Source organism: Caulobacter sp. X, assembly GCF_002742635.1.
Lineage (GTDB): Bacteria > Pseudomonadota > Alphaproteobacteria > Caulobacterales > Caulobacteraceae > Caulobacter.
In genome coordinates this window covers 298,846-320,897 of record NZ_PEGF01000002.1, presented here as the reverse complement: position 1 = coordinate 320,897, position 22,052 = coordinate 298,846, and the positions used below count along the sequence as shown (strand labels likewise).

Sequence of the window (22,052 nt, the reverse complement as noted above, 5' to 3'; positions counted from 1 at the left end):
TCATCGCAACGCTGGCGGAATATCCGATGCGAAGTCTCGCTAGGCGACCGTCTTGAACGGCGCCATCGGCGCTTCGGGCGGGGGCGCGGGGCAGTGCTTGGCCAGGAACTCGCCGTGACTGGGCAGGCCGGCGACCTGGGCCGCTAGCATCGGCGCGGACTGGTCCAGGGTCTGGCTGATGACCTCGTAGGGGATTGTGTCGACCAGTTGCTGATAGCGCTGGGGCCGCACGCCCATGCCCTCCATGACCGACTGCCAGGAGGGATTGCGGAACATGTCGTCTACGCCCTCGCGCAGCACGCCGCTGCGCTCGAACAGGGCCATGCGCTCCTTCAAGCTGTCGGGGATCGGCGCCTCGCGCACCGCGCGCCAGAACGGCGTGTCGTCGCGCTGGGTCTTGCAGTAGTGCAAGACAATGAAATCGCGGATCTCCTCGTAGTCGGCGACCATGCGGCGATTGTACTCGTCCCGCAGCGCCGGATCGAAGTCGCGGTCGGGGAAGAAGCGCAGCAGGAAGTCGACGCCGCGATAGATCAGGTGCAGGGCGGTCGACTCCAGCGGCTCGATGAAGCCGCCCGACAGGCCCACCGCCACGACGTTCTTCTCCCACAGCCGCTGGCGCACGCCCGTCTTGAAAGGGATGAACATCGGCTCCATCAGCGCCCGGCCCTCAAGCTGGCTCAGCAAGGTCGCGCGGGCCTCATCGTCGCTGATGTGGCGTGAGCTGAAGACATAGCCGTTGCCCGCCCGGTGCTGCAGCGGAATGCGCCAGCGCCAGCCACCGGCCTCGGCCTTGGACAGGGTGTACGGATGGGGCGCCCCGACATTCTCGGTCTGCACGACCACCGCCCGGTCGCACAGCAGCATGTCGGACCAGTCCTCGAATGGCGTCTCCAGCGTCTTGCCGATCAGCAGGCCGCGGAAGCCGGTGCAGTCGATGAAGAAGTCGCCCTCGATCTCGCGACCGTCCTTCATCCGCACCTTGGCGACCGAGCCGTCTTCGTGGGTGATCACGTCCGAGACGATGCCCTCGGTGCGCTTGACGCCGCGCGCCTCGGCGTAGTCGCGCAGGTAGCGGGCGACCAGGCGCGCATCGACGTGCAGGGCGTAGTTGGCCCCGCCGATCAGGGTGCGCTCGGCCTTGAACGGCAGCATGAACTTGCCCTGCTCGGCCATCACCGCGCCCGGCGCGAAGTCGTGCAGGCCCGACGGATGCCCCGCCGCCTTGGCCCGCAGCCAGCACTGGTAGAACTCGTGCGGGCCGAACGGGCCGCCGATGACGCCGAACGGGTGCATGTAACGGTCGCCGAGGCTCTTCCAGTCCTCGAAGCGGATGCCCAGTTTGAAACTGGCCTGGGTGGCCTGGATGAACTCGCGCTCGTCGATCCCAAGGCTGGCCAGCAGGCGCAGGAACGGCGGGATGGTCGACTCGCCGACGCCGATCGTGCCGATCTCCTCGGACTCGACCAGCTCGATCGCGCACCCGCCCGCCTGGAAATAGTGGCTCAGCATCGCCGCCGTGATCCAGCCGGCCGAGCCGCCGCCGACGATGACGATCTTGCGGATGGCGTTGGGATGGGTGTGGGTCATCACGTGAATCCTACTGCGCCGCGACCGGCGCGGGACGGCAATACTGGTCAAGGAAGGCGGCGTGCGGCGGGGCCGAGGCCACGACCTCGGCGATGGCCTTGCGCATCTCAGCCAGCGGCGCGCTCAACGCCTTGGCGTCGACGCCATCGAGGGCGGGATCGATCATTTCGGGGAGCAGCTCGAAGCCGGCGTAGATCGCCATCCAGCTGGCGGGCTGGAACATCTCCCAGCGATAGCGGACGAAGTGGCCCCGCTGACGGAAGAGCTCGACCTTGCGGCGCAGGCTGTCGGGCAGGGCCACGGCGTTGCAGTCGCGCCAGAAGGCGGTGTCGCCTCGCCTGTTGGCCCAATAGTGCAGGACGATGAAGTCGCGCACGCGCTCCATCTCCCGGCGCGACCAGTCGTTGAACTCGTCGACCAGCTCCGGCGCGAAGTCCTTGTCGGGGAACAGCGCCAGGATCTTCTCGATCCCCGTCTCGATCAGCGCGATCGAGGTGCTCTCCAGGGGCTCCAGGAAGCCGGACGACAGGCCCAGGGCGATGACGTTCCGGTTCCAGGCCTGCTTGCGGCGGCCGGGGTTGAAGCGGATCAGGCGCGGCTCGTGCAGCGGGCGGTCGGGCACGGCGGCCTTCAGCTCGGCCAGCGCGGCCTCGTCGCTGATATGCCGCGAGGAGAAGACATAGCCGTTGCCGTAGCGGTGCTGCAGCGGGATCCGCCAGCGCCAGCCGGCCGTGTGCGCCTTGACCTCGGTATAGGGCGCGGGATCGCCGACGCCCTCGCTCTGGACGGCGAAGGCGCGGTCGCACAGCAGCAGGTCGCTCCAGGACTCGTAGCCGGTCCCGAGCGCCTCCTCGATCAGCAGCCCTCGGAAGCCGGAGCAGTCGATGAAGAGATCGCCCTCGACGGTCGCGCCGGTGTCGAGATCGAGCGATGCGACGAAGCCGTCCTCGGGGCGCAGGTTGACCTTGGTGATCCGGGCGTCGATGCGGCGCACGCCATTGTCCTCGGCGACGCGGCGCATCAGCTGAGCGAAGAGGCCCGCGTCCAGGTGCAGCGCCCAGTCGAAGATCGACAGGCTGTTCTTCGGATTGCGCGGCGGGGCCCTGAACTTGCCCGCCGCCGCCAGCGAGGCGCCCAGCGAGTAGTCCTGGATGTCCGTCGGCTCGCCGGCCTGGGCCAGCTTGCGCCAGTAGTGATGGAACGGGATCCCCCGCAGGTCCTGGCCGAACAGGCCGAAGGGGTGGATGAAGGCGTGACCTTCGCGCAGCCAGCCGTCGAAGCGGATGCCCAGCTTGCAGGTCGCTTGCGTCGCCCGCATGACCTCAAGGTCAGAAAGGCCCAGCTGCTGGTAGAAGCCGCGGATCGTGGGGATCGTCGCCTCGCCGACGCCGATCGTGCCGATCTCGGAGCTTTCGACGAGGGTGATCTCCAGCGGTCCGCCCTGGAAATGCCGGCGCAGCGCCGCGGCCGCCATCCAGCCGGCGGTCCCGCCACCGACGATCACCAGCTTGCGGATCCTATTGTCCGCCATCGGACAGCTCCCCTGCGTGCTTGCTCAAGCCCGGATCTGACGTCCGGTCGGATCAGGCTATCGGTTGTAACCAAGGCCCGACAGGTCTCACCTTGCGAAAAAAGCGGCCGCCGCAAGGGGGAAGCGCGGCGGCCGGCAGGAGGTGAGAGGGAAAGGGCTACCAGCGCGCCCGGATACCCAGCGTGTAGCGGGGCTCGAACTCGTTCTGGCTGTGGTACTGGGTCTTACCCTTGGCGAAGCGCAGGTAGTAATCCTCGATCTCGCCGGTGACGTTCGACCCGTTGAAGTAGACCGTGACGTTCTCGCGGACATTGTAGCTGACGTTCACGTCGACATAGCCCGTCGACTTCTGCATGACCGGGATCACGCGGTTGCCGCCGCCGCCCATCGTCCCCGAGAGGCGATCGGTGCGGTAGTTATAGGCGACGCGAGCCTGCAGCTTATCGTCCTGGTACCAGCCGACCAGGTTGAACTGGTGCTTGGAGTTGTCGAAGAACGGGATCTCGTCGCCTTCGAGGTCCAGGCGGCTCTCGTGGCTAGGCGAGTAGGTGTAGTTGCCGTCCACGCCGAAGTTCGACAGCAGGCCCATGTCGGGCAGCACGTCGGCGAACGCGATCTTGGCGCCGACTTCCACGCCCTTGACCGAGCCCCCATCGCCCTGCAGCGGCAGGCTGACGTCGACGTCGCGACGGATCACGCCGTCCTGGTCGGGGAAGCGACCCTTGATCGTGCCACTGGTGACGAAGCTGTCGATCTTCAGTTGGAAGGCCGAGATGTTCAGCATCGAGGCGCGGCCGAAGTAGTACTCCACGGCGCCGTCGAAGTTCGACGCCCGCCACGGGTTCAGGTTCGGGTTGCCCGAGGCGCTGGCGCCGGTGACGCAGCGGATATTCAGGCCGTTGCCGCAGTCGGCCGTGAAGATCGACAGACCGCCGCCGTAGTTGCCCAGGTCGAGCGGCTGCATCGTCTTGGCGTAAGCCGCGCGCAGCTTGATGTTGTCGGTCAGGTCGTAGACCGCGTTCACCGACGGCAACCAGTCGGTGTACTTGCGCTTGGTGACCTGATCGCCCGCGTCGGCGTTGGTGTCGCCGTAGTTGCGGACATCGCCGGTCAGGTTCTGCTTGACGTTCAGCTCGGTCTGGATGACCCGCAGGCCGATGTCGCCGTGCAGATTGCCGATCTCGAAGTCGGCCGAACCGTAGGCGCTCTGCTCCTTCAGCGTCACGTCGTAGGTCTGGCCCGGGACGATGACGCGGATGGCGCCGCCGAACACCTTCTTGTGGAAGGCCTCGGCGTCGTCGAAGTCGCGGGGATCGATGGCCCAGAAGCCCGGCATGCCGCTGGTCACGCCGCCCAGGTCATCCACCCAGATGGTGTTGTTGTAGGTCGTCAGCTTGGTCGGACGATTGACCGTGTAGCCTTGGAACACAGGCTTACCGGTGACCGGATCGGGCACGAACTCGCCCGCCTGGCACTGGTTCTGGTTCATGACGACGTCGATGGCCTTCCACTGGGCCTCGCAGCCGCCGGCCGGCACGGGCGAGCCGTTGGCTTGCACGGCGCCCGGGACGCCGCCGTAGAAGCCCGAGAACAGGTGGAACTGCTCGACGCTGACCGAACGGTCGCTCTGACGCACGCCGCCGTCGATCTTGGTGATGAAGCCCAGCAGCTTGTCGTCGAAGCGATAGTGACCCTCGGCCCGGAACACGTTCATGTCCGAGTCCACTTCGTTGTTGCCCTCGGACGAGAAGGCGCCGATGGCGTAGCTGTCCTTGTTCGCCATGTAGTCCTTGAGGGACTTGCCGGCGCCCAGGCCGCCCGTGATCGGACGGTCGAAGCCGCTCCACACCGGGTGGTCGCCGCTGATGTTATAGTGCAGCTGCGGGTTCTGGCCGTAGCCCTGCGGGTTCGGGTTCAGATAGCAGCCGCCGGCGCTGCCCACGACCGCGTTCGACCGCTGCCCGGCCGGGTACTGGTCGCAGATCCCCTTCGGATAGAAGGTGCCGCGCGTGCGATCGGCGGCGTCACGGAACAGGGTGAAGCGGCCGTCGCCGTATTGCCAGTTCGACAGGTCGCCCTGGGCCTGGCCGTTCATGCTGAGACGGTTGCCGCTGGCGCGGATGGCGCGGACTTCCGACGTGAACGGACCGCCGTTGTCGTACTTCAGTTCGAGATTGTAGTTCTTCGACTCCGACTTGGTGGTCCGGTTGACGCTGAACGAGTTCACCCACCAGGCGTCGATGTCATACTCGTCGACCGCGACCCACGGGCGGCCGTTGCCGCCGTTGGTGCTGGGAGCGCTGACGCCGGTCGGGTCGAACACGGTCGGCTTGGTCCAGACGCCAAAGGCGCCGCCGTCCCAGCGGTTGGAGATGTTGATGCCGGCGGCGCGGTTGTACTCGTCGAGCTTGGCGTAGAAGCCCTCGGCGATCAGGGTGAAGCCCTCGCCCAGCTTGGCCTCGAAGGCGACGTTGACGCCCAGGCGCTTGCGCTCGACCACGCGGTTGAAGCTCTCGAAGCCGTGCGGCGAGACGAAGTTGTTGGGATTGCTGCCGCCCCAGTCGTTGTTGCCCGACAGGCTGGCGACGCCCGAATAGTTGTTGCCGAGGTTCGACTTGCTCGAGGCGGCGCCGACCATCAGGCCAACGTTTTCGTTGCGCCAGTTGACGACGCCATTGAGCAGGTAGTCGTCCTTCTTGGTGCGGTCGCCGCGCTGGGCTTCGGCCGCGCCGGTCAAGGTCAGCCCCTCGCCGAACTGGAAAGGACGGCGGGTCTTCAGGTCCAGGGTGCCCGAGATGCCCGACAGGGCGTTGCGCGGGTTGGTCGACTTGTAGACCAGCACCTGGTTCATCAGCTGCGAGGGCACATCCAGCAGGTTCGGCTGGGCCGAGCCCATGTTGCCGGCGCTGAGGTACTGCTCGCCATTCAGCAGGGTGATGACCTGGGCCAGGCCGCGGATGTTGACCGTCGCGCCTTCACCGGCGTTGCGCTGGATCTGCACGCCCGAGATGCGCTGCAGGGAGTCGGCGATGGTGATGTCTGGCAGCTTGCCGATGTCTTCCGCCGAGATGGCGTCGACGATGGCCGACTGCTTGCGCTTGATGTCCACCGACTTCATCTGCGAGCCGCGGACGCCGGTGACGACGATCTCCTCGACCTGCGTGTCGGCGCTGCTTTGCGCGAAGGCGCTCGTGGCCAGCGCCATCTGCGATGCGCCGGCGACGAGCGCCAGCGTCAGGCCGCGCGTGAGCACGGCTTTCCTTGCTTCCTGAGACAATTCCTCGCTCCCCGTTCTTATTGGCCGCCCGCTCAGTCCCGCGCCGGCGCTCCCGCACCGGTCAGCGAGCCGCGTGAGGGGCTTGTACGGGCCTGTCCAAACGCCTGGGCGGCGATTGTCCAAATCCCTTTGGCGCCCCCGCGCCCGGACATCCGATTCTGGTCTTTCGCCTTCACCGAACGCCGGCACATTTCAGAAATGTCCCATCCAAGTCAACAAGAATGTCAACGTTGTCATTTTCGTCGGACAAGACGTTATGCGCGGAAACCTTCCGCGCACGAGGAAGGTACCGGTCACATGGAAATCGTTTCCCACAATCAACAAACCCTTTGCCCAGCTTGGAAAATGGGACTTCGGAACGCCACGACAGTCAGGCGCGCGCACGTTTCGCCATGTACGCCAGACGTCCACAGAGGCGCGACATCGGTGCGGGAGCACCTTAGCGAGCGAGGGCCAGTCGCTCCGAGAAATGTCCCGCTTATGTCCTTAAAAATGACCTATAAATGTCTCGATGCATGACAGATGGGACAGCATGGTCTAAAGCCATCGGCGTTGGCCGTCTCGCGGGCCGCCTTTCAATGGCGGGGCGCCGGGCTTAGCTTGACGGCGAACGGACCCGGGGACTCATGACGACGATCAACGACGTGGCGGAGCGGGCGGGCGTATCGCCCAAGACCGTCTCTCGCGTTCTCAACGATCATGAGATCGTCAGCGCCAAGACGCGCGACCGCGTCCAGGCGGCCATGCGCGATCTTGGCTATCACCCCAGCGCCGTGGCGCGCAGCCTCCGGTCCCAAGGCTCGGGCTCGGTCGGCGTGCTGATGGGCGACCCGTCCGGCGGCTACCACACCCGAATCCACCACGCCCTGCTGCTGGCCTGCGTCGAAATGGGCCGTCATTTGACGGTCGATCTATCGGAAGGACCGGTCCCCGGCTGGCAGGATCGCGTCCGCGCCTTTGTCCGCGACAGCGGTCTGCGCGAGATGATCCTGCTGCCGCCGGAGTGTGACTTCGGGCCGATGAAGGACCTGATGCGCGAATTGGACGTCCGCTGCGTCCTGATCTCGCCGACCACGCCCGACCCGCGCTTTCCCGCCATCGCGATGGACGACCGCGCCGCGGCGCGCGAAGTGATCGAGCACCTCTTCTCGCTGGGCCACACGCGGATCGGCCATATCGCCGGCCATCCCGACCACGTAGCCAGCACGCATCGGCGCAACGGCTACTACGAGGCCTATGCCGCACGCGGCCTTCCCCGTCCCGGTCCCGAGCTGGTCGTCGAGGGGCAGTTCACCTTCAAGACGGGCCTCGAAGCGGCCAAGACCCTGCTCGACATCGCCGACCCGCCCACCGCGATCTTCGCGGCCAATGACGAGATGGCCGCGGCCACCTGCATGGAGGCTCAACGCCGAGGCCTGCGGATTCCCGATGACGTCTCGGTGGTGGGCTTTGATGACCAGCCGATCGCCAGCGTGATCTGGCCCAGCCTGACCACGATCCGCCAACCCTTCGAACAGATGGCGCTGCGCGCGCTGCAGATCTTCGCGGCGTGGAACGCCAACGAAGGCGCGGGCAAGACCAGCGCGCCCTACCTGGCGCGCCACGCGCTGGTGGTGCGCGAATCCACCGGCCCGGCGCGCAACGGCCCGCCGCCCCAACCCAAACCCTGACGCCGCCCGACGCGCCCTCGAAGGCCGCGCGGCCGATAAGACAAAGAAAGACGGAGGACACATGACCCGGACGACTTGGCGCGGCCTGACGCTCGCCCTGCTGATTGGCGCCTCGGCGTCGGCCCTGACCGCCAACGCCGCCCTGGCCCAAGCCCCGGCCGCCGCCCCCTCCGTCCGCCCCTGGCTGGACGCCAAGCTGAGCGCCGACAAGCGCGCCGACCTGGCCCTGGCGGCGATGACCAACGACGAGAAGTTCACGGTGCTGTTCGGCTACTTCGGCGCCGACATGAAGCCGAAGTACACGCGCCATCCCGACTCGCTGGACGCCTCGGCCGGCTACGTCCCCGGCGTCCCGCGCCTGGGCATTCCCGGTCAATGGCAGACCGACGCGGGCGTGGGCGTCGCGACCCAGGGCGCGCGCCAGGACCTGCGCGCGCGCACCGCCCTGCCCGCCGGCATCGCCACCGCCGCCACCTGGAACCCCGAGCTGGCCGAGAAGGGCGGCGCCATGATCGGCAAGGAGGCCCGCGACTCCGGCTTCAACGTCCAGCTGGCCGGCGGCGTCAATCTGGTGCGCGAGCCGCGCAACGGCCGAAACTTCGAATATGGCGGCGAGGACCCGTGGCTGGCCGGCGTGATGGTCGCCGCCCAGATCCGGGGCATCCAGTCCAACCACATCATCTCGACGATCAAGCATTACGCCCTGAACGCCCAGGAAACCGGGCGCTTCGTGGTCAGCTCCAACATCGGCGAGACGGCCGCCCGCACCTCCGACCTGCTGGCCTTCCAGTTCGCCATCGAGCAGTCGGACCCGCACTCGGTCATGTGCGCCTACAACCGCGTCAACGGAACCTATGCCTGCGAGAATGACTGGCTGCTCAATACCGTCCTGAAGAAGGACTGGGGCTACAAGGGCTATGTCATGTCCGACTGGGGGGCCGCCCACGCGTCGGCCAAGGCGGCGAACGCCGGCCTTGACCAGGAGTCGGCGGGTGACGCCTTCGACAAGCAGCCGTTCTTCGCCGCGCCGCTCAAGGCCGACCTCGCCGCCGGCCGCGTCAGCCAGGCGCGGATCGACGACATGGCCCGCCGCGTGCTGCGCGCCCTGTTCGCCAGCGGCGCGGTCGATCATCCGGTCCCCACGCCCACCTCGCACGACCTGCCAGCCGCCACCCTGGCCGCGCACGCCAAGGTCACCCAGGCCGACGCCGAGGAAGCCATCGTCCTGCTAAAGAACGACGGCGACCTCTTGCCCCTGGCCAAGACCGCCAAGACCATCGCTGTGATCGGCGCCCACGCCGACGTCGGCGTGCTGTCGGGCGGCGGCTCGTCCCAGGTCTATCCGGCCGGCGGCCGCGCGGTGAAGGGCCTGGAGCCCGCCACCTGGCCGGGCCCGGTGATCTACTATCCGTCCTCGCCGCTGAAGGCGCTGCAGGCGCGCTACCCGGGCGCCAAGATCGTCTATGACGACGGGACCGATCCGGCCCGCGCCGCCAAGCTGGCCGCCGAGAGCGAGCTGGCCCTGGTCTTCGCCGACCAGTGGACCACCGAGTCTGTCGACGTCGAGACCCTGAACCTGCCCAAGAACCAGGACGCCACGATCGACGCCGTCGCGTCGGCCAACAAGAAGACCGTGGTCGTGCTGATCACCGGCGGCCCCGTCGTCATGCCCTGGCTCGACAAGGTCGGCGCCGTGGTCGAGGCCTGGTATCCGGGCACGGCCGGGGGCGAGGCCATCGCCCGCGTGCTGACCGGCGAGGTCGACGCCTCGGGCCGCCTGCCCGTCACCTTTCCCAAGAGCGTGGCCGACCTGCCCCGCCCGACGCTGGACGGCGTGGGCAAGCCCGAGGGCGAGATGTTCGACGTAAACTACGACATCGAGGGCGCCGCGGTCGGCTACAAGTGGTACGACCTGAAGAAGATCGAGCCGCTGTTCCCGTTCGGTCACGGTCTGTCCTACAGCAAGTTCGCCTATTCGAACCTGACGGCCAGCGCCGCCGGCGACAAGGTGACGGTCAGCTTCGACGTCAAGAACATCGGCGCCCGCGCCGGCAAGGACGTGCCGCAGGTCTATGTCTCGCCGAAGAGCGGCGGCGCCGGCTGGGAAGCGCCCAAGCGCCTGGCAGGCTTCAAGAAAGTCGCGCTCGCCCCGGGCGCCGTCCAGCGCGTGACCATGACCGTGGACCCGCGCCTGCTGGCCTCCTGGGACGACAAGGCGCATGGCTGGTCGATCGCGGCCGGCCAGTACGACATCGCCCTGGGCTCGTCGTCGAAGACCCTGGTCGCCACCACGCCCGTCACGCTGGCCGGCGCCAAGCTGCCAGTGTCTCCGAACGCCCGCTGAGGGATCCAGTCCAAGGTGCGCGGCGGCCCGTCGCGCTGCGACGGGGTTGGGGCTTGCCGGTCTCGCCGACCCGTAGCCTCACCGGTGCGAGCGGAACGGGTCTCGTCTTTGTGGATCTATTAGACGCCGACCGCGACCAAGGCCGCCGCCTCGGACGCCGAAAGCCAACGGCCGCGCTTGAAACTTCCCGCGCCCCCTGGCCCTGAAAGCCGGAACTGCGAGAACCGCGCGTCTTCGGGCTGCAGCATGGTGCGCGGATTGCCGTCCTTGCCGGTGTACCACATCTGCGTCCAGCCCTCCGGCGCGATGTGGTCGTCCAGCCAGCAGTCGATGAAGGCGGACATGCCGACATATTTCGGATCACCATAGCGACCGTCGGGAAACTGGCTGGAGGGCCGCCAAGGTCGGCCCAGATAGACCGAAGCCCGCCTGGTCCCCGCGTCCTTGGTCAACCGGCACTGATGGAAGACGAAGCCGACCGGCTGGTCGATCGGCGTGCTGGGCGCAACGATGTAGCCTTCGACCGGATCGACGGGCCGCGGCCGCGAGCGGATCTCGCAATGGCGGAAGAGGGCCCGTCCCGCCCCGAAGATGAAGTCATAGCTGCCGGTGATCAGGCAACGCTCGAAGAGACTGCTTCCGGCGTCGGGGAACAGGGTGTCCTGGTAGCTCAGAATATCCACCTCGCGCAGGCGGGCCCGATCGGAGCCCTTGTCGAGCATCAGGGCGACGGCTTGAGGGCCCGCGCCGTCGTGCGAGTGGAGACCGCCGGGCTTGGTCATCTCGGCCAGGCCGTCGAAAGCGTTCTGGATCGTCAGGTTGCTCGCGGCGAAGTCGGGGGCGCGCACGAACAGGGTGGGCGTGCGGAACGTGCCCCAACGCTTGCCGTCGGGCGCGGTGAGGCCCGAGGCGGCCAGGTGGCTGATCACCGAGGCCTTGCGATCCTCACCGACCAGGTGGACGAACGGCTTGTCGATGACGACCTGCTCGTCCCAAAGCCCGCGCGTCACAAGGATGCGGAAGGGTTTGGCTCCGTTCGCCGGCGCCGCCGCCACGGCGGCGGAAAGGCTGGCGTAGGCCCGCGCATCAACGGGCGGCTTGCTCTCCCCGCGCCAGAGCACCGCGTCATAGCGCGGGTCGGCCAAGGCCGGAGCGCCGGACGCCAGCAGGGCCGCGCCCGCCAGGACGCCGCGGCGCGAAGGGAGCATCGTCGACATGAAGCCTCGCCTTAAGAAAGGGGCGGGCGCCGGCGGGGGAGGCCGCCGACGCCCAGATTCCTCGGGAGGAGGAATGGCCTAGAACGAGTACCGCAGCCCGAAATTGAACTGCCGGCCGGTGTGGGAATAGACGTAGACGCTGTTGCGAACGCTGTCGGTGTACTGATCGTTGAACTCGTCCGTCAGGTTCAGCCCCTCGAAGGTCAGCTTCAGGCGCTTGTTGATGGCGTAGGAAGCCGAGGCGTCGATGGTGGTCGTCGAGCGCACGCCATCGATGTCGTTGGTGCTGGTGCCGCTGGGCACGGCCGTCAGGTACTTGTCGCGGTAAGCGGCCGAGACGCGGGCGCTGAACTTCTCGTCTTCGTAGTACAGCGTGGCGTTGAAGGCGTTCTTCGACAGGCCGACCAGATCGTTCTGGACGAAGCCGGTCGGCGAACGGGCCGAGATGTAATCGATCTTGGAGTCGACGAGCGTCACGTTGAAGATAGCGCCGGTGTTGCGCAGCAGGCCCGGCAGGAAGCTGAACGGCTGCTGGTAGCTGATCTCGACGCCCTTCAGCGGCCCGCCCTTGGTGTTGACCGGCTGGCTGAACAGGAAGGTGTCGCTGGCCGAGACGCCCAGGCCATCCAGCAGGCTGAGCGGCAGGCCCGAGGCGTTGAACGGCTGAGAGATCCGCGAGGTCTGGATGTAGCTTTCGATGTCCTTGTAGAAGAGCCCCACCGACAGCAGGGCGTCCTTGGCGAAGTACCATTCGGCCGACAGGTCGTAGGTCGTGGCGCGGATCGGCTTCAGATAGGGGTTGCCCGAGCTGACGCTGAACACGCCGACCGTCGAGAGGCTGCCGCCGGGGGTCAGGCTGCCCAGGTTCGGACGCGTCATGACCTTGGCCGCGCCGAAGCGCAGCAGGAAGTCGGGCGTGACCTCGGCCGTCAGGTTCAGGGCCGGCAGGATGTCGTCATAGTCGCGCTTGACCGTCGTCTGCTGCGCCGCGCCGGCGACCAGTTGGTAGCCCGTGGAGCTCTGCTCGGTCTTCACATAGCGGACGCCGATGTCGCCGCGGATCGGCCAAGCCAGACGGTCCGTCTGGAAGTCCAGCTGCGCGTAGGCGGCGCTGTCCTTCTCCTCGACGCTGCGGATGTTGCCGCGCGCGTTGGAATTGCTGGCGCCCGACAGCTCGAACAGGCCCGAGCCGCTATAGATGTTGAAGAGCTTGGCGAAGGCGTCGAGATCCGGGGCCGCCCAGCGGGTGGGAACGCCCGAGGCGCCCAGGCCATCGCCGAAGCCCGAGACCATCTTGGTCAGGCTTGCGAGCGTGACGCCGGCCGGCAAGGTCGGAACGACCGACTCGTTGACCCGCGCCTGGGCCCAGGAGTCGAAGTTGTACGTCTTGAAATTGACCCCGACCTTCAGCGACAGGCCGTCGTTGATCCGATAGTCGCCGTCGAGCTGGGCCGTGGCGATCTTGTTGGTCACGCCCTGCGGCCGCAGGCGGATCTCCGAGCGGGCCGCGCCGAAGTTGTAGGCCAGCGGATCGGTGACATCGAAGCCGAAGTTCATCGACGGCAGCTTGGCGTTGTTGCGATAGTCGTACGAGAAGCCGTCGGCGTTCTCGCGGTTCAGAATGACCGTGGTCTGGATCGGATTGTCGAAGTCCGATTCCGAAAAGCCCACCAGGCCGCTCAGCTTGAAGCGATCGCCGAACTCGTGCTCGGCGGTGAAGGTGGCCTGGGAGTACTTGGTGTCGAGCTTGTCGAAGCGAGTCTCGCTCTCGACGTCGACGTCATCGAACAGGCCATAGACCATGTCGCCCTTGGCGTTGACGACGCCGTCGCGGGCGATGATCTCGGGGCGACCGCCTTGCGAAGCGTTGCGGGCGAAGGACAGGGCCTCCAGCCAGTTCTCCTCGCGCGTGGCCTTGAAGTCCGAATAGAGGACGTCGAGCCCGATCAGGGTGCGATCATCCGGCCGCATCTGGAACGAACCGGTGATCCCCAGGCGCTCCTGGTTGTGGGTCAGGCGGCCATAACGCGGGAAGCGCGGGGTGAAGACTGTGGCGGAGCTCGCCTGGGCGAAGGGCGAGGCTTTGTTGAAGCCGCCCACTTCCGTGCCGTTAAGCCAGCCGCCGGAGCCGTGGCCCTCTTCCAGAAGCTCGCGCTTGGTGTAGGCCACCGAGACCAGGGCGCCGAGCTTGCCGTCGAACCAGGTGTTGGAGGCCAGGACCGCCAGTCGCGGGTCCCACGACTTGGAGAGGTCGTTGTAGCCCTCCTGAGCAGAGACCACGAGGGTCGCACCCTTGTAGTCGAACGGCCGCCCCGTCTGCAGGTCGACCGTGGCGCCCAGCGAGCCCTCCTCGGTCTCAGCCGAAGCCGTCTTGCGAACGGTGATGCTGTTGAAGAGCTCCGAGGCAAAGACGTTGAAGTCGAAGGCGCGGTTGCGGTTGGCGCCGCCCGAGCTGTCGGTGCCGCTGGTCGTGCTCTGGCCTTCGACGCCGTTGATGCGCACGCGGGTGAACTGCGGCCCAAGACCCCGGACCGTGATCTGACGCCCTTCGCCGGCGTCGCGGGCGATCGAGACGCCCGGCACGCGCTGGATCGACTCGGCGAGGTTGGCGTCCGGGAAGTCGGCGATGTCCTCGGCCTTGATGACGTCCACCACGCCGTTGGCGCGGCGCTTGAGGTTCATGGCGCTCTGCAGGCTGGCGCGGAAGCCGGTGACGACGATCTCCTCGACCTCGGCCGCGCCCTCGGGCTCTTGCGCCGTGACAGGAGCGGCAGCCTGGGCGGCGATCAGGGGGACCGGCGCGGTCGACGCCAGCTGGAGCGAGGCCGTCTGGCCGAGCACCGCGGTGCGGCCATTGTTGGAGACCACGGTCAGGTCAGCGCCGCGCAGGAGGCGCGCCAGGCCTTCTTCAACCGTATAGGCGCCGCGCACGGCGTTGACGCGCTTGCCCTGCACCGCGCCCTGCGGGGCCAGGATCTGCAGCTCGGCCTGCTTGCCGAACTGGGGGATGCCGGTGGCGGCGGGCTGCTCGGGCACGTCGAACTTGCGCACCTGGGCGTGCGCGCTGGCGGCGGCCAGCACGGCGGTCGCGCCCGCGGCGAGCATCAGACAGGATTTGGTGTTGTGGTTGCGCAGCGACATCCGCATGCGGCCCCTCCCTCTAGGTGTCGTTCAAACGGCGCTTCTGGGAGCGCCTGCCTGAAGCGATGAGCCGGAAACCGGTTTCCGTCAGAAACCGTCAAAAATTTTCCGCGCCGGCGTCAGCCGCCGCGCAGGACGATCGTCTCGCGGCCCAGACTGACCTTGCCATTGAACGTCGTGGCGGCGGCTTCCGCGAAGCCTTCAGGGTCGTTGGTGCGGAACCAGCCGACGAAGCGCTCATCGGCCAGGCGCGGATCGGCCACCACGATCTTGCGGTCGTTGTAGCGATTGAACTCCGCGGCCGCCTCGGCCAGCGTCTGACCATCCAGGACGATCTGGCCATCGCGCCAGGCCAGCTGACGGCCCAGGTCGGCGTCGGCCCTGGGCGAGGTCGCGACGCCGCCGTCGTTCTCGGCGAACAGCCGCTGACCCGCCGCGACGCGGCGAGGCGCGCCCTTGCCGTCCTGCGTCCACACCTCGACGACGCCCTCGGTGACCAGGACGTCGCTGCCGCCTTCGCGCTTGCGCACCGAAAAGGCGGTGCCGACAGCCCGGACGCGAACCGGACCACTCTCGACCACGAAGGGGCGGTCAGGATCCTTGGCCACGGCGAACCAGGCCTCCCCGCGCTCAAGCTTCACGGCTCGCAGGCGCGGCCGCATGTCGACCTCCAGCGCGGAGTCGGTGTTGATCGCCGCGACAGATCCGTCGGACATCGGCACGCGCCGGATCTCTCCCAGAGCGGTGTCGTAGCGGCGGGCCAACAGGCGCGGCGCGACCATGACCGCGGCGAGACCGGCGGCCAGGGCGCCAAAGCCTGCGATGACGCCCCGGCGGCGGACCAGGGGCGTTCCGACGCTCCCTGGCGCGTCCGGCGCCGCCAGCACGCTGGCGCGGTCCAGATGCGTCCAGGCCGCCTCGGCCCGAGCATAGGCGCCCACGCGTCGGCGATCCCCGGCGAGCCAGGCGTCCAGTTCGGCGCGGAGGCCGGCATTGTCGCTGTCGCGGTCGATGCGGACCACCCATCGGGCGGCGTCCGCCTCGATGTCAGCGGCGCGTTCGCGTTCGACCATCGGTCTTCTCTCTAGCTCCCCGATTTCTTTTTCCATGGGCGCGCGCCGGCGCGTCCTGCTCGGTCATCGCCGCGAGGATGGCGCGCAGCCCCCTCACCGCTTCGTTCTCGACGACATGCTCGGTGACGCCCAGTCGACGCGCGATCTCGCGCTGGGGCACGCCTTCGATCTTGCGCATCTCGAAGATCCTGCGACAGCGCTCGGGCAGATCGGCGATCAGTCCCCTCACCCGTTCAAGCTCGCGTCGACCAGACACGATGCGCTCGGCGGAAGGATCCTCCAGGGCCAGGTCCAGGGCCTCGATCTCGCTGACCGTCTCGATGCGCACCACGCGGGCGCGACGGATCTGCTCCAGGGCCACGCTGCGCGCGGCCTGGAAGAAATAGCCGCGCGGCTCGTCGATGTGGTCGATGGCGGTAAGCGCGGCCAAGCGGCAATAGGTCTCCTGAATGATGTCGTCGACGTCCCCGGCGGCGGCGAACGAACGCCTCAGCCAGGCGCGCACGGCGACTTCATGGGGCAGGATCTCCCGCCCCAGCCAAGCCACGACGCGCGCGCGTCCTTCCGACAACGTTTCCGCCCTTGTTCTTCTGGTCGTCACTCACACCGATGCACGGGCGTGGATTTTCCGTCAAACAATCGCGATGTCGGCGAGGGAGCGGGAGGCGATCCGACTGCCTCGGGACACCGACCGCGCGATCGGGTCTCTGTCCGAGACGGCCTCAACTAAGGCAGCGCTGCGCCTTGAAACGGCCCTCGCCGAGGCCGAGCATGGCGGGGCTCATCGAGGGCTTGTTCATGCGCCGCCTCTGGCTCGCCATTGCCATTTGCCTTTCTTGCGTCCCCGCCAGCGCCGGCGCCCTGGATGACGCCGCCCTCGTCGACCGCTTGACCTGGGGACGCACGTCTCAAGCCTTGGCCGACATTCAGGGGCAAGGGGCGGATCGCTGGTTGAAGCGCCAACTTCGCCCCCCGGGGCCGACTCAACTTCCGCCTCAAGCCCAAGCGCAGATCGACGGCTTGCGCATATCCCAAGAGCCCATGGCGCAGACTGCCGTGGCGATGGACGCCGAAAACAGGGCCGCCAACAAGCTGACGGACCCCGCCGCGCGGCAGGCCGCGCAACAAGCCTACCAGAAGGCGATGGGTGACCTGAAACAGCAGGCCGCCGCGCGCTCGCTGCTGCGCGACCTCTATTCGCCAAATCAGCTCCAGGAACAGATGACCTGGTTCTGGATGAACCATTTCAACGTCCAGGCCGACAAGCGCGACATCCGGGCGATGGTTGGCGACTACGAGGACCAGGCGATCCGCCCGCACGCGCTGGGCAAGTTCCGCAATCTGCTGAAGGCGGCCGACCTGCACCCAGCCATGCTGCGTTATCTCGACAACGACCAGAACGCGGTCGGCCACATCAACGAGAACTACGCCCGCGAGATCCTCGAGCTGCATACGATGGGTGTCGGCTCGGGCTACAGCCAAAAGGACGTCGAGGAGATGGCGCGGGTATTGACCGGCATCGGCGTCAGCCTCTCGCCTGATGCGCCGAAGCTGAAGGCCGAGCAGCAGGCGTTCTACGTCCGGCGCGGACTGATGGAGTTCAATCCGGCGCGGCACGACTTTGGCGACAAGGTGGTCCTCGGCCGCCAGATCGAAGGGACCGGGCTTTCGGAATTCGAGCAGACGCTCGATGCGCTGGCCCGCCATCCGGCGACCGCGCGGCACATATCCAGCAAGCTGGCGCTCTATTTCATGGGGGATGCTCCGCCCGAGGTGGTCGATCGGATGGCCGCCAAATTCCAGCGCAGCGACGGCGACATCGCGGAGGTGCTGAGCGTGCTGTTCAAGTCGTCGGCGTTCAAAGCCTCGCTCGGCAAGAAGATTAAGGATCCGGTGCACTACGCCGTCTCGGCTGTGCGGCTGGCCTACGATGGCCGCCCGATCGCTAACACCGCGCCCCTGCAAGGCTGGATCAACCGGCTGGGCCAGGGCCTCTATAATCGCGACACGCCCGATGGCTATCCGCTCGAGGACACCGCCTGGTCGGGCCCGGGTCAGCTCACGACGATGTTCGAAGTCGCCCGCCAGATCGGCGGGAACTCAGCGGGCCTCTTCAAGCCGAACACCGCCGGCGCCGAAGACCAGCCGGCCTTTCCGCAACTCCAGAACGCCCTCTTCTACAACACGCTGGAAAAGCGGTTTTCCCCTCAGACGCGGCTGGCCCTCGCTCAGGCCCGGTCGCCGGCGGAGTGGAACACGCTCTTCCTGTCCTCCCCTGAGTTCCTGCATCGATGAGATCGCCACCATGCATCGTCGAGACTTTCTGAGCGCGGGCCTAGCCGCGACGGCGGTGGCGGTCGGCGGCCGGGCCTGGAGCGCGCCCGCCACCGACCAGCGGCTCCTCGTGATCTTCCTGCGCGGCGGCTACGACGCCATGAATGTGGTGATCCCCACCTCCAGCGACTTCTATTACGAGAGCCGCCCGACCATCGCGATCGCGCGACCGGATCCGGCCAATCCCAACGCCGCCCTGCCCCTCGACAGCGACTGGAGCCTGCACCCGGCCCTCAAGGACAGCCTCTATCCCCTGTGGACCAAGAAGCAGATCGCCTTCGTTCCGTTCGCGGGCACGGACGACATGACCCGCAGCCACTTCGAGACCCAGGACACCATTGAGCTTGGCCAGCCGGGGGGCGGGCCCAGGAACTACCGCTCAGGCTTCATGGGCCGTCTAGCCAAGGAGCTCTCCGGTGGCCGTCCTATCGCGTTCACGGCCCAGCCGCCTCTGGCCTTCCAAGGGCCGATGTCGGTGCCGAACCTCAACATCACCTCAGTGAGCAAGCCCGGTGTCGACGACCAACAGGCCAAGCTGATCCAGGAAATGTACCGGGGCCACGACCTGGAAGCGGCGGTGAAGGAAGGCTTCTCAGCTCGGGACAAGGCCTATGCCGCTCTGGCCGGAGAAATGGTGGCCGCCAACCGCAACGCCATCTCCCCCAGCGGCTTCGAACTGGCCGCCCGCCGCGTCGCCCGCCTGATGAAGGCTGACTACAATCTGGCCTTCCTCGATGTGGGCGGCTGGGACACCCACGTCAATCAAGGCGGTGCGACGGGCGTGCTGGCCGACCGGATAGGTCAGTTAGGCCGCGGCCTCGCGGGCCTAGCCGAGGATCTCGGTCCTAACACTTGGCCAAATACGACCGTGGTGGTGATCTCGGAGTTCGGCCGCACCTTCAAGGAGAACGGCGACAGGGGCACCGACCACGGACACGGCAGCGTGTACTGGGCGCTCGGCGGATCCATTAGGGGCGGTCGCCTGGTCGGCGAGCAGGCACCAATTAACCAAGCAGCCCTCAATGAATCTCGCGATCTACCAGTCTTGAGCGATTATCGAGCGATGTTCTCTTCGATCGCCCAACAGCAACACGGGCTGCGTGACGATCAAATCGAGAGGATCTTTCCTAACGCCCCCAGACCGATGAGCGGCTGGCGTCTGATTTAAACCTATCCATCTTCTTCAATGGACCAAACTCGCCACGCTGATACCAACCTGCGTCGCTAAACCTCAACGCTACTGACCTGCTCCTGACATTCTCGCCCACGCGGCGCTGGTGCCCGAACCCTGAGGGACGGATAAGAAGCGAGCGAGATTCACGAAAGAGCGGATCATAGGGGTTTTGATGATCGGGGAACCGCGATCTCTTCACGTGTCAATACGTGATGAGAGCAGGCTCCAGTCATTTCAGGATCGATTAAGGATATCACGCCACTTTTTTCGTATCTCGCGACAACAGCCCCAGAGCAGCCCCCGCGATAAGCAGGTTTATAGGATCGATGAGAATATCCTCGGTCACCATCATCATGAGCAATGCAACTACGAGACCGCCCCGCCCTGCTTTGACTGCTGTCCTACCCATTGAAATGAGCAAACAGACGAAACCGAAAAGACCAACAACGCCAAAACGATACAACGACGCAAGAAAAGTGGAATGGGATCCAAGGGGGAGGGTCTTCTGGCCCAGCAGAGTAGCACCACGCACGTCAGAAAACCCAAAGAACGGAAACGTAGCGTTGTTCTGATAAAAATCCATAATGGTATCCTGATAAAGCTTTGCGCGAAACAGAGTGCTCTCATCAGCACTCCTACCACGACCCAAAATCTTCCCTATGTACTCGCCCGCACTCCCTGTGTCGCCGGTGGAGAAGACTGCTACGTAACCAACGAAGATGGCTAAGGCCGCAAATATGAAGACAAGTAAACGGACCTGGGGCCTACGAATGCGACGAGATATAAGATCAAACGCGAGGCCGGCGAACGCGCCAACCGCTGAATTTCGCGTCAGACTAAGGAAGCCCAAAACGACCCCGCTAGCTCCAGCTAATATTCTCGAGTTAAGAAAAAGAAGACTACTTGCTAAAACGAGGCCAAAACCGTACGACGTTGGATATAGATAGAAACCGTTGGGCCTAATCCCCCGCCCCGCCTCCGACCATGAGGTTTGCCCAAAGTATCGAGCTGTAGTTTCAGTAAGAAGCTTTAGGTCTATCGGGGGCTGATAGAATATCGGGCGCCCAATGGCAATCTGCGCAAAACCAAATACAACATTATAGCAAAGAAATATAAGGACAGATATTCGCAACCCGCGGGACTTATCCACTCCAGCAGCAACCACGTAAACGGCAAAGAAGCCAATATAATACGCCGAGTACTTAATAAATCGAGCTGCGTTACCATAAGCGGCATTGCTGGCCAAGACAGCAAAAAGCAGAGCCGCAAGAAATTTGATTTGCCAACTTCCGAAGACAGCGTTCATGCGCTGGGGATTCTGCGGAGTGTACAGCCCAACCCCATAGAGGATACAGACCGCGAAAACCGCGAGACTATCTAGGCCAAGCAATACTAACGCCGGGAACGCAACAAGCAAAACTGACAATGGTTGCATTCCGAAACTCTCTTCAATTTCCCGGCGACTTCATCACCCCCCCGCTGATCTCGCCTTAAACCGGTTCGTCAAAGCGCTGAGGCGAGACAAGGGCTTCGATAGCACGCGTTGCACAGGTCGCTCAACGAGGAAGTAAATCCCAATCGAAGCCGCGATCATGAACACAGATACAACAACCGGAAACAAGGCGCTCCATCGACTTCCGGGCATCAAGCTGTCCATCATACGGATTGCCTGCACGCCAACATTCTGATGCAGAAGGTAGAGCGGGTAAGACGCCAGCCCGATAAGCGATAGAGCGGGAAGCGTCAAAACACGCCGCACCGCTTCACTTCTAAAGCCGAACCAGAAGAGGGCTACCCCCCCCACGCCAAAGAGCAGGGTGGACGGACCGCCATCGCGAAAGGAGAGTAGCGCGAGCTCAATGAGCGCGACCAATATTAGGCCCCAGCCAAGGTAGCGCCTCCCCGCCCCATACGTGACGTAGAGCCCAATGCCCATCAGAAACCAGGGCCAAGATGAAGCAAATAGCAGATTTTCAAACGTATCGCTGAATGAAACTCCCGCGCAATAGATAACAACACATATCATTGATATGGCCGATATTATTAACGGCATCATCCTCGCGCTTGCAAAGTATGAAATCGCTATTATCAAGTAAAACTTCACTTCAACATAAAGAGACCAATACGAACCATCTATACTCGACACATTAGCAAATCGCTGGAACTTGTTTATCAAACCCGGCTCGATGAATATAACAGACGGAATGAAATCCCCTGGAGATGGCGTCGAGATAGAATACGGAAATGTTACAGAACTCACATAAGTAATGGATGCGCACAAAAGCATCGCTGGAAATAGTCTCGCATATCTTCTCGCCGCAAAGTCTATTATGCCGCTAGACCGCGCCAAGCTATATGCAATTACAAAACCTGATATTATAAAAAAAAGGCGGACCCCCATGTATCCGTAAAGAAAAGGCGCGACGTGCGCATATGCGGACCCATACGGATATAAACTCTCGCCGTGAAGAGGGGGAGTCCACCTCACATAGTAGTGAAACATCATCACTGCCAATATTGACAGCGCTCGAAGACCATCAATCCAAACCAGTCGAGCAGCTGACAGGTGTTGGCGGGGTGCGTTGAGGTCTCCCCGGCTGTAGCTAGCATCCATATCCGCTCCCCCTATACTGCACGTCAATTCATGGACGGAGGTGCAGAAGCGCGCCGGGAGAGCTACACATTCTCACCCGCCGACAGC

General features: G+C 65.2%; 13 protein-coding genes. 4 read left to right on the top strand and 9 right to left on the bottom strand.

Annotated features, from left to right (window positions below; translation table 11 throughout):
* Positions 1-39: 39 nt before the first annotated feature.
* The 3 genes from CSW60_RS13775 to CSW60_RS13765 all read right to left on the bottom strand — a co-directional run bounded on the left by CSW60_RS13775 (position 40) and on the right by CSW60_RS13765 (position 6,398).
* On the bottom strand, positions 40-1,590 hold the full coding sequence (locus tag CSW60_RS13775) for a tryptophan halogenase family protein (RefSeq protein WP_099537921.1): 1,551 nt from the start codon (positions 1,588-1,590) through the stop codon (positions 40-42).
* Between the two features lie 10 nt (positions 1,591-1,600).
* A complete protein-coding gene (locus CSW60_RS13770) occupies positions 1,601-3,121 on the bottom strand; it encodes a tryptophan halogenase family protein (protein ID WP_099537920.1) in 1,521 nt (506 codons plus the stop codon).
* Between the two features lie 157 nt (positions 3,122-3,278).
* Positions 3,279-6,398 carry a TonB-dependent receptor gene (locus tag CSW60_RS13765; protein WP_201723058.1) on the bottom strand — a complete coding sequence of 1,040 codons (3,120 nt, stop codon included), beginning with the start codon at positions 6,396-6,398 and terminating at the stop codon, positions 3,279-3,281.
* A gap of 626 nt (positions 6,399-7,024) precedes the next feature.
* Here CSW60_RS13765 and CSW60_RS13760 point away from each other — a divergent pair.
* Positions 7,025-8,068 (top strand): LacI family DNA-binding transcriptional regulator, encoded by a 1,044-nt coding sequence (locus tag CSW60_RS13760; protein WP_099537918.1) that lies wholly within the window; start codon positions 7,025-7,027, stop codon positions 8,066-8,068.
* Between the two features lie 61 nt (positions 8,069-8,129).
* On the top strand, positions 8,130-10,412 hold the full coding sequence (locus tag CSW60_RS13755; protein ID WP_099537917.1) for a beta-glucosidase: 2,283 nt from the start codon (positions 8,130-8,132) through the stop codon (positions 10,410-10,412).
* 119 nt (positions 10,413-10,531) lie between these two features.
* Here the strand turns inward: CSW60_RS13755 and CSW60_RS13750 are convergent, their stop codons facing one another.
* The 4 genes from CSW60_RS13750 to CSW60_RS13735 form a co-directional block, all read right to left on the bottom strand.
* Positions 10,532-11,629 carry a pectinesterase family protein gene (locus CSW60_RS13750; RefSeq protein WP_099537916.1) on the bottom strand — a complete coding sequence of 366 codons (1,098 nt, stop codon included), beginning with the start codon at positions 11,627-11,629 and terminating at the stop codon, positions 10,532-10,534.
* Between the two features lie 78 nt (positions 11,630-11,707).
* On the bottom strand, positions 11,708-14,776 hold the full coding sequence (locus CSW60_RS13745; RefSeq protein WP_099537915.1) for a TonB-dependent receptor: 3,069 nt from the start codon (positions 14,774-14,776) through the stop codon (positions 11,708-11,710).
* 113 nt (positions 14,777-14,889) lie between these two features.
* Complete coding sequence (locus CSW60_RS13740) at positions 14,890-15,843, bottom strand: FecR domain-containing protein (protein ID WP_099537914.1); 954 nt, start codon at positions 15,841-15,843, stop codon at positions 14,890-14,892.
* Positions 15,818-16,414 (bottom strand): RNA polymerase sigma factor, encoded by a 597-nt coding sequence (locus CSW60_RS13735; RefSeq protein ID WP_099537913.1) that lies wholly within the window; start codon positions 16,412-16,414, stop codon positions 15,818-15,820. Before CSW60_RS13735 ends, CSW60_RS13740 begins: the two co-directional genes overlap by 26 nt.
* Before the next feature lie 200 nt (positions 16,415-16,614).
* On the opposite strand from CSW60_RS13735, the gene CSW60_RS13730 reads away from it, so the two are divergent.
* Entirely contained in the window at positions 16,615-18,138 is a 1,524-nt protein-coding gene (locus CSW60_RS13730; RefSeq protein ID WP_236634284.1) for a DUF1800 domain-containing protein, read from the top strand.
* A 10-nt stretch (positions 18,139-18,148) separates the two neighbouring features.
* Entirely contained in the window at positions 18,149-19,345 is a 1,197-nt protein-coding gene (locus CSW60_RS13725) for a DUF1501 domain-containing protein (RefSeq protein ID WP_099537912.1), read from the top strand.
* Between the two features lie 259 nt (positions 19,346-19,604).
* Here the strand turns inward: CSW60_RS13725 and CSW60_RS23180 are convergent, their stop codons facing one another.
* Both CSW60_RS23180 and CSW60_RS13720 read right to left on the bottom strand, forming a co-directional pair.
* Positions 19,605-20,657: an O-antigen ligase gene (locus CSW60_RS23180; RefSeq protein ID WP_143324185.1), complete on the bottom strand. Its 1,053-nt coding sequence runs from the start codon at positions 20,655-20,657 to the stop codon at positions 19,605-19,607.
* Between the two features lie 162 nt (positions 20,658-20,819).
* Complete coding sequence (locus CSW60_RS13720; protein ID WP_099537911.1) at positions 20,820-21,965, bottom strand: acyltransferase; 1,146 nt, start codon at positions 21,963-21,965, stop codon at positions 20,820-20,822.
* Between the last annotated feature and the right edge of the window lie 87 nt (positions 21,966-22,052).

What these genes read in the sequence shown, in the direction of transcription:
- CSW60_RS13770 (WP_099537920.1), bottom strand. Translation starts at nt 3,121, where the DNA reads ATGGCGGACAATAGGATCCGCAAGCTGGTGATCGTCGGTGGCGGGACC.
- CSW60_RS13745 (WP_099537915.1), bottom strand. Translation starts at nt 14,776, where the DNA reads ATGCGGATGTCGCTGCGCAACCACAACACCAAATCCTGTCTGATGCTC.
- CSW60_RS13750 (WP_099537916.1), bottom strand. Translation starts at nt 11,629, where the DNA reads ATGTCGACGATGCTCCCTTCGCGCCGCGGCGTCCTGGCGGGCGCGGCC.
- CSW60_RS13755 (WP_099537917.1), top strand. Translation starts at nt 8,130, where the DNA reads ATGACCCGGACGACTTGGCGCGGCCTGACGCTCGCCCTGCTGATTGGC.
- CSW60_RS13720 (WP_099537911.1), bottom strand. Translation starts at nt 21,965, where the DNA reads ATGGATGCTAGCTACAGCCGGGGAGACCTCAACGCACCCCGCCAACAC.
- CSW60_RS13760 (WP_099537918.1), top strand. Translation starts at nt 7,025, where the DNA reads ATGACGACGATCAACGACGTGGCGGAGCGGGCGGGCGTATCGCCCAAG.
- CSW60_RS13730 (WP_236634284.1), top strand. Translation starts at nt 16,615, where the DNA reads ATGGCGGGGCTCATCGAGGGCTTGTTCATGCGCCGCCTCTGGCTCGCC.
- CSW60_RS13740 (WP_099537914.1), bottom strand. Translation starts at nt 15,843, where the DNA reads ATGGTCGAACGCGAACGCGCCGCTGACATCGAGGCGGACGCCGCCCGA.
- CSW60_RS23180 (WP_143324185.1), bottom strand. Translation starts at nt 20,657, where the DNA reads ATGAACGCTGTCTTCGGAAGTTGGCAAATCAAATTTCTTGCGGCTCTG.
- CSW60_RS13775 (WP_099537921.1), bottom strand. Translation starts at nt 1,590, where the DNA reads ATGACCCACACCCATCCCAACGCCATCCGCAAGATCGTCATCGTCGGC.
- CSW60_RS13725 (WP_099537912.1), top strand. Translation starts at nt 18,149, where the DNA reads ATGCATCGTCGAGACTTTCTGAGCGCGGGCCTAGCCGCGACGGCGGTG.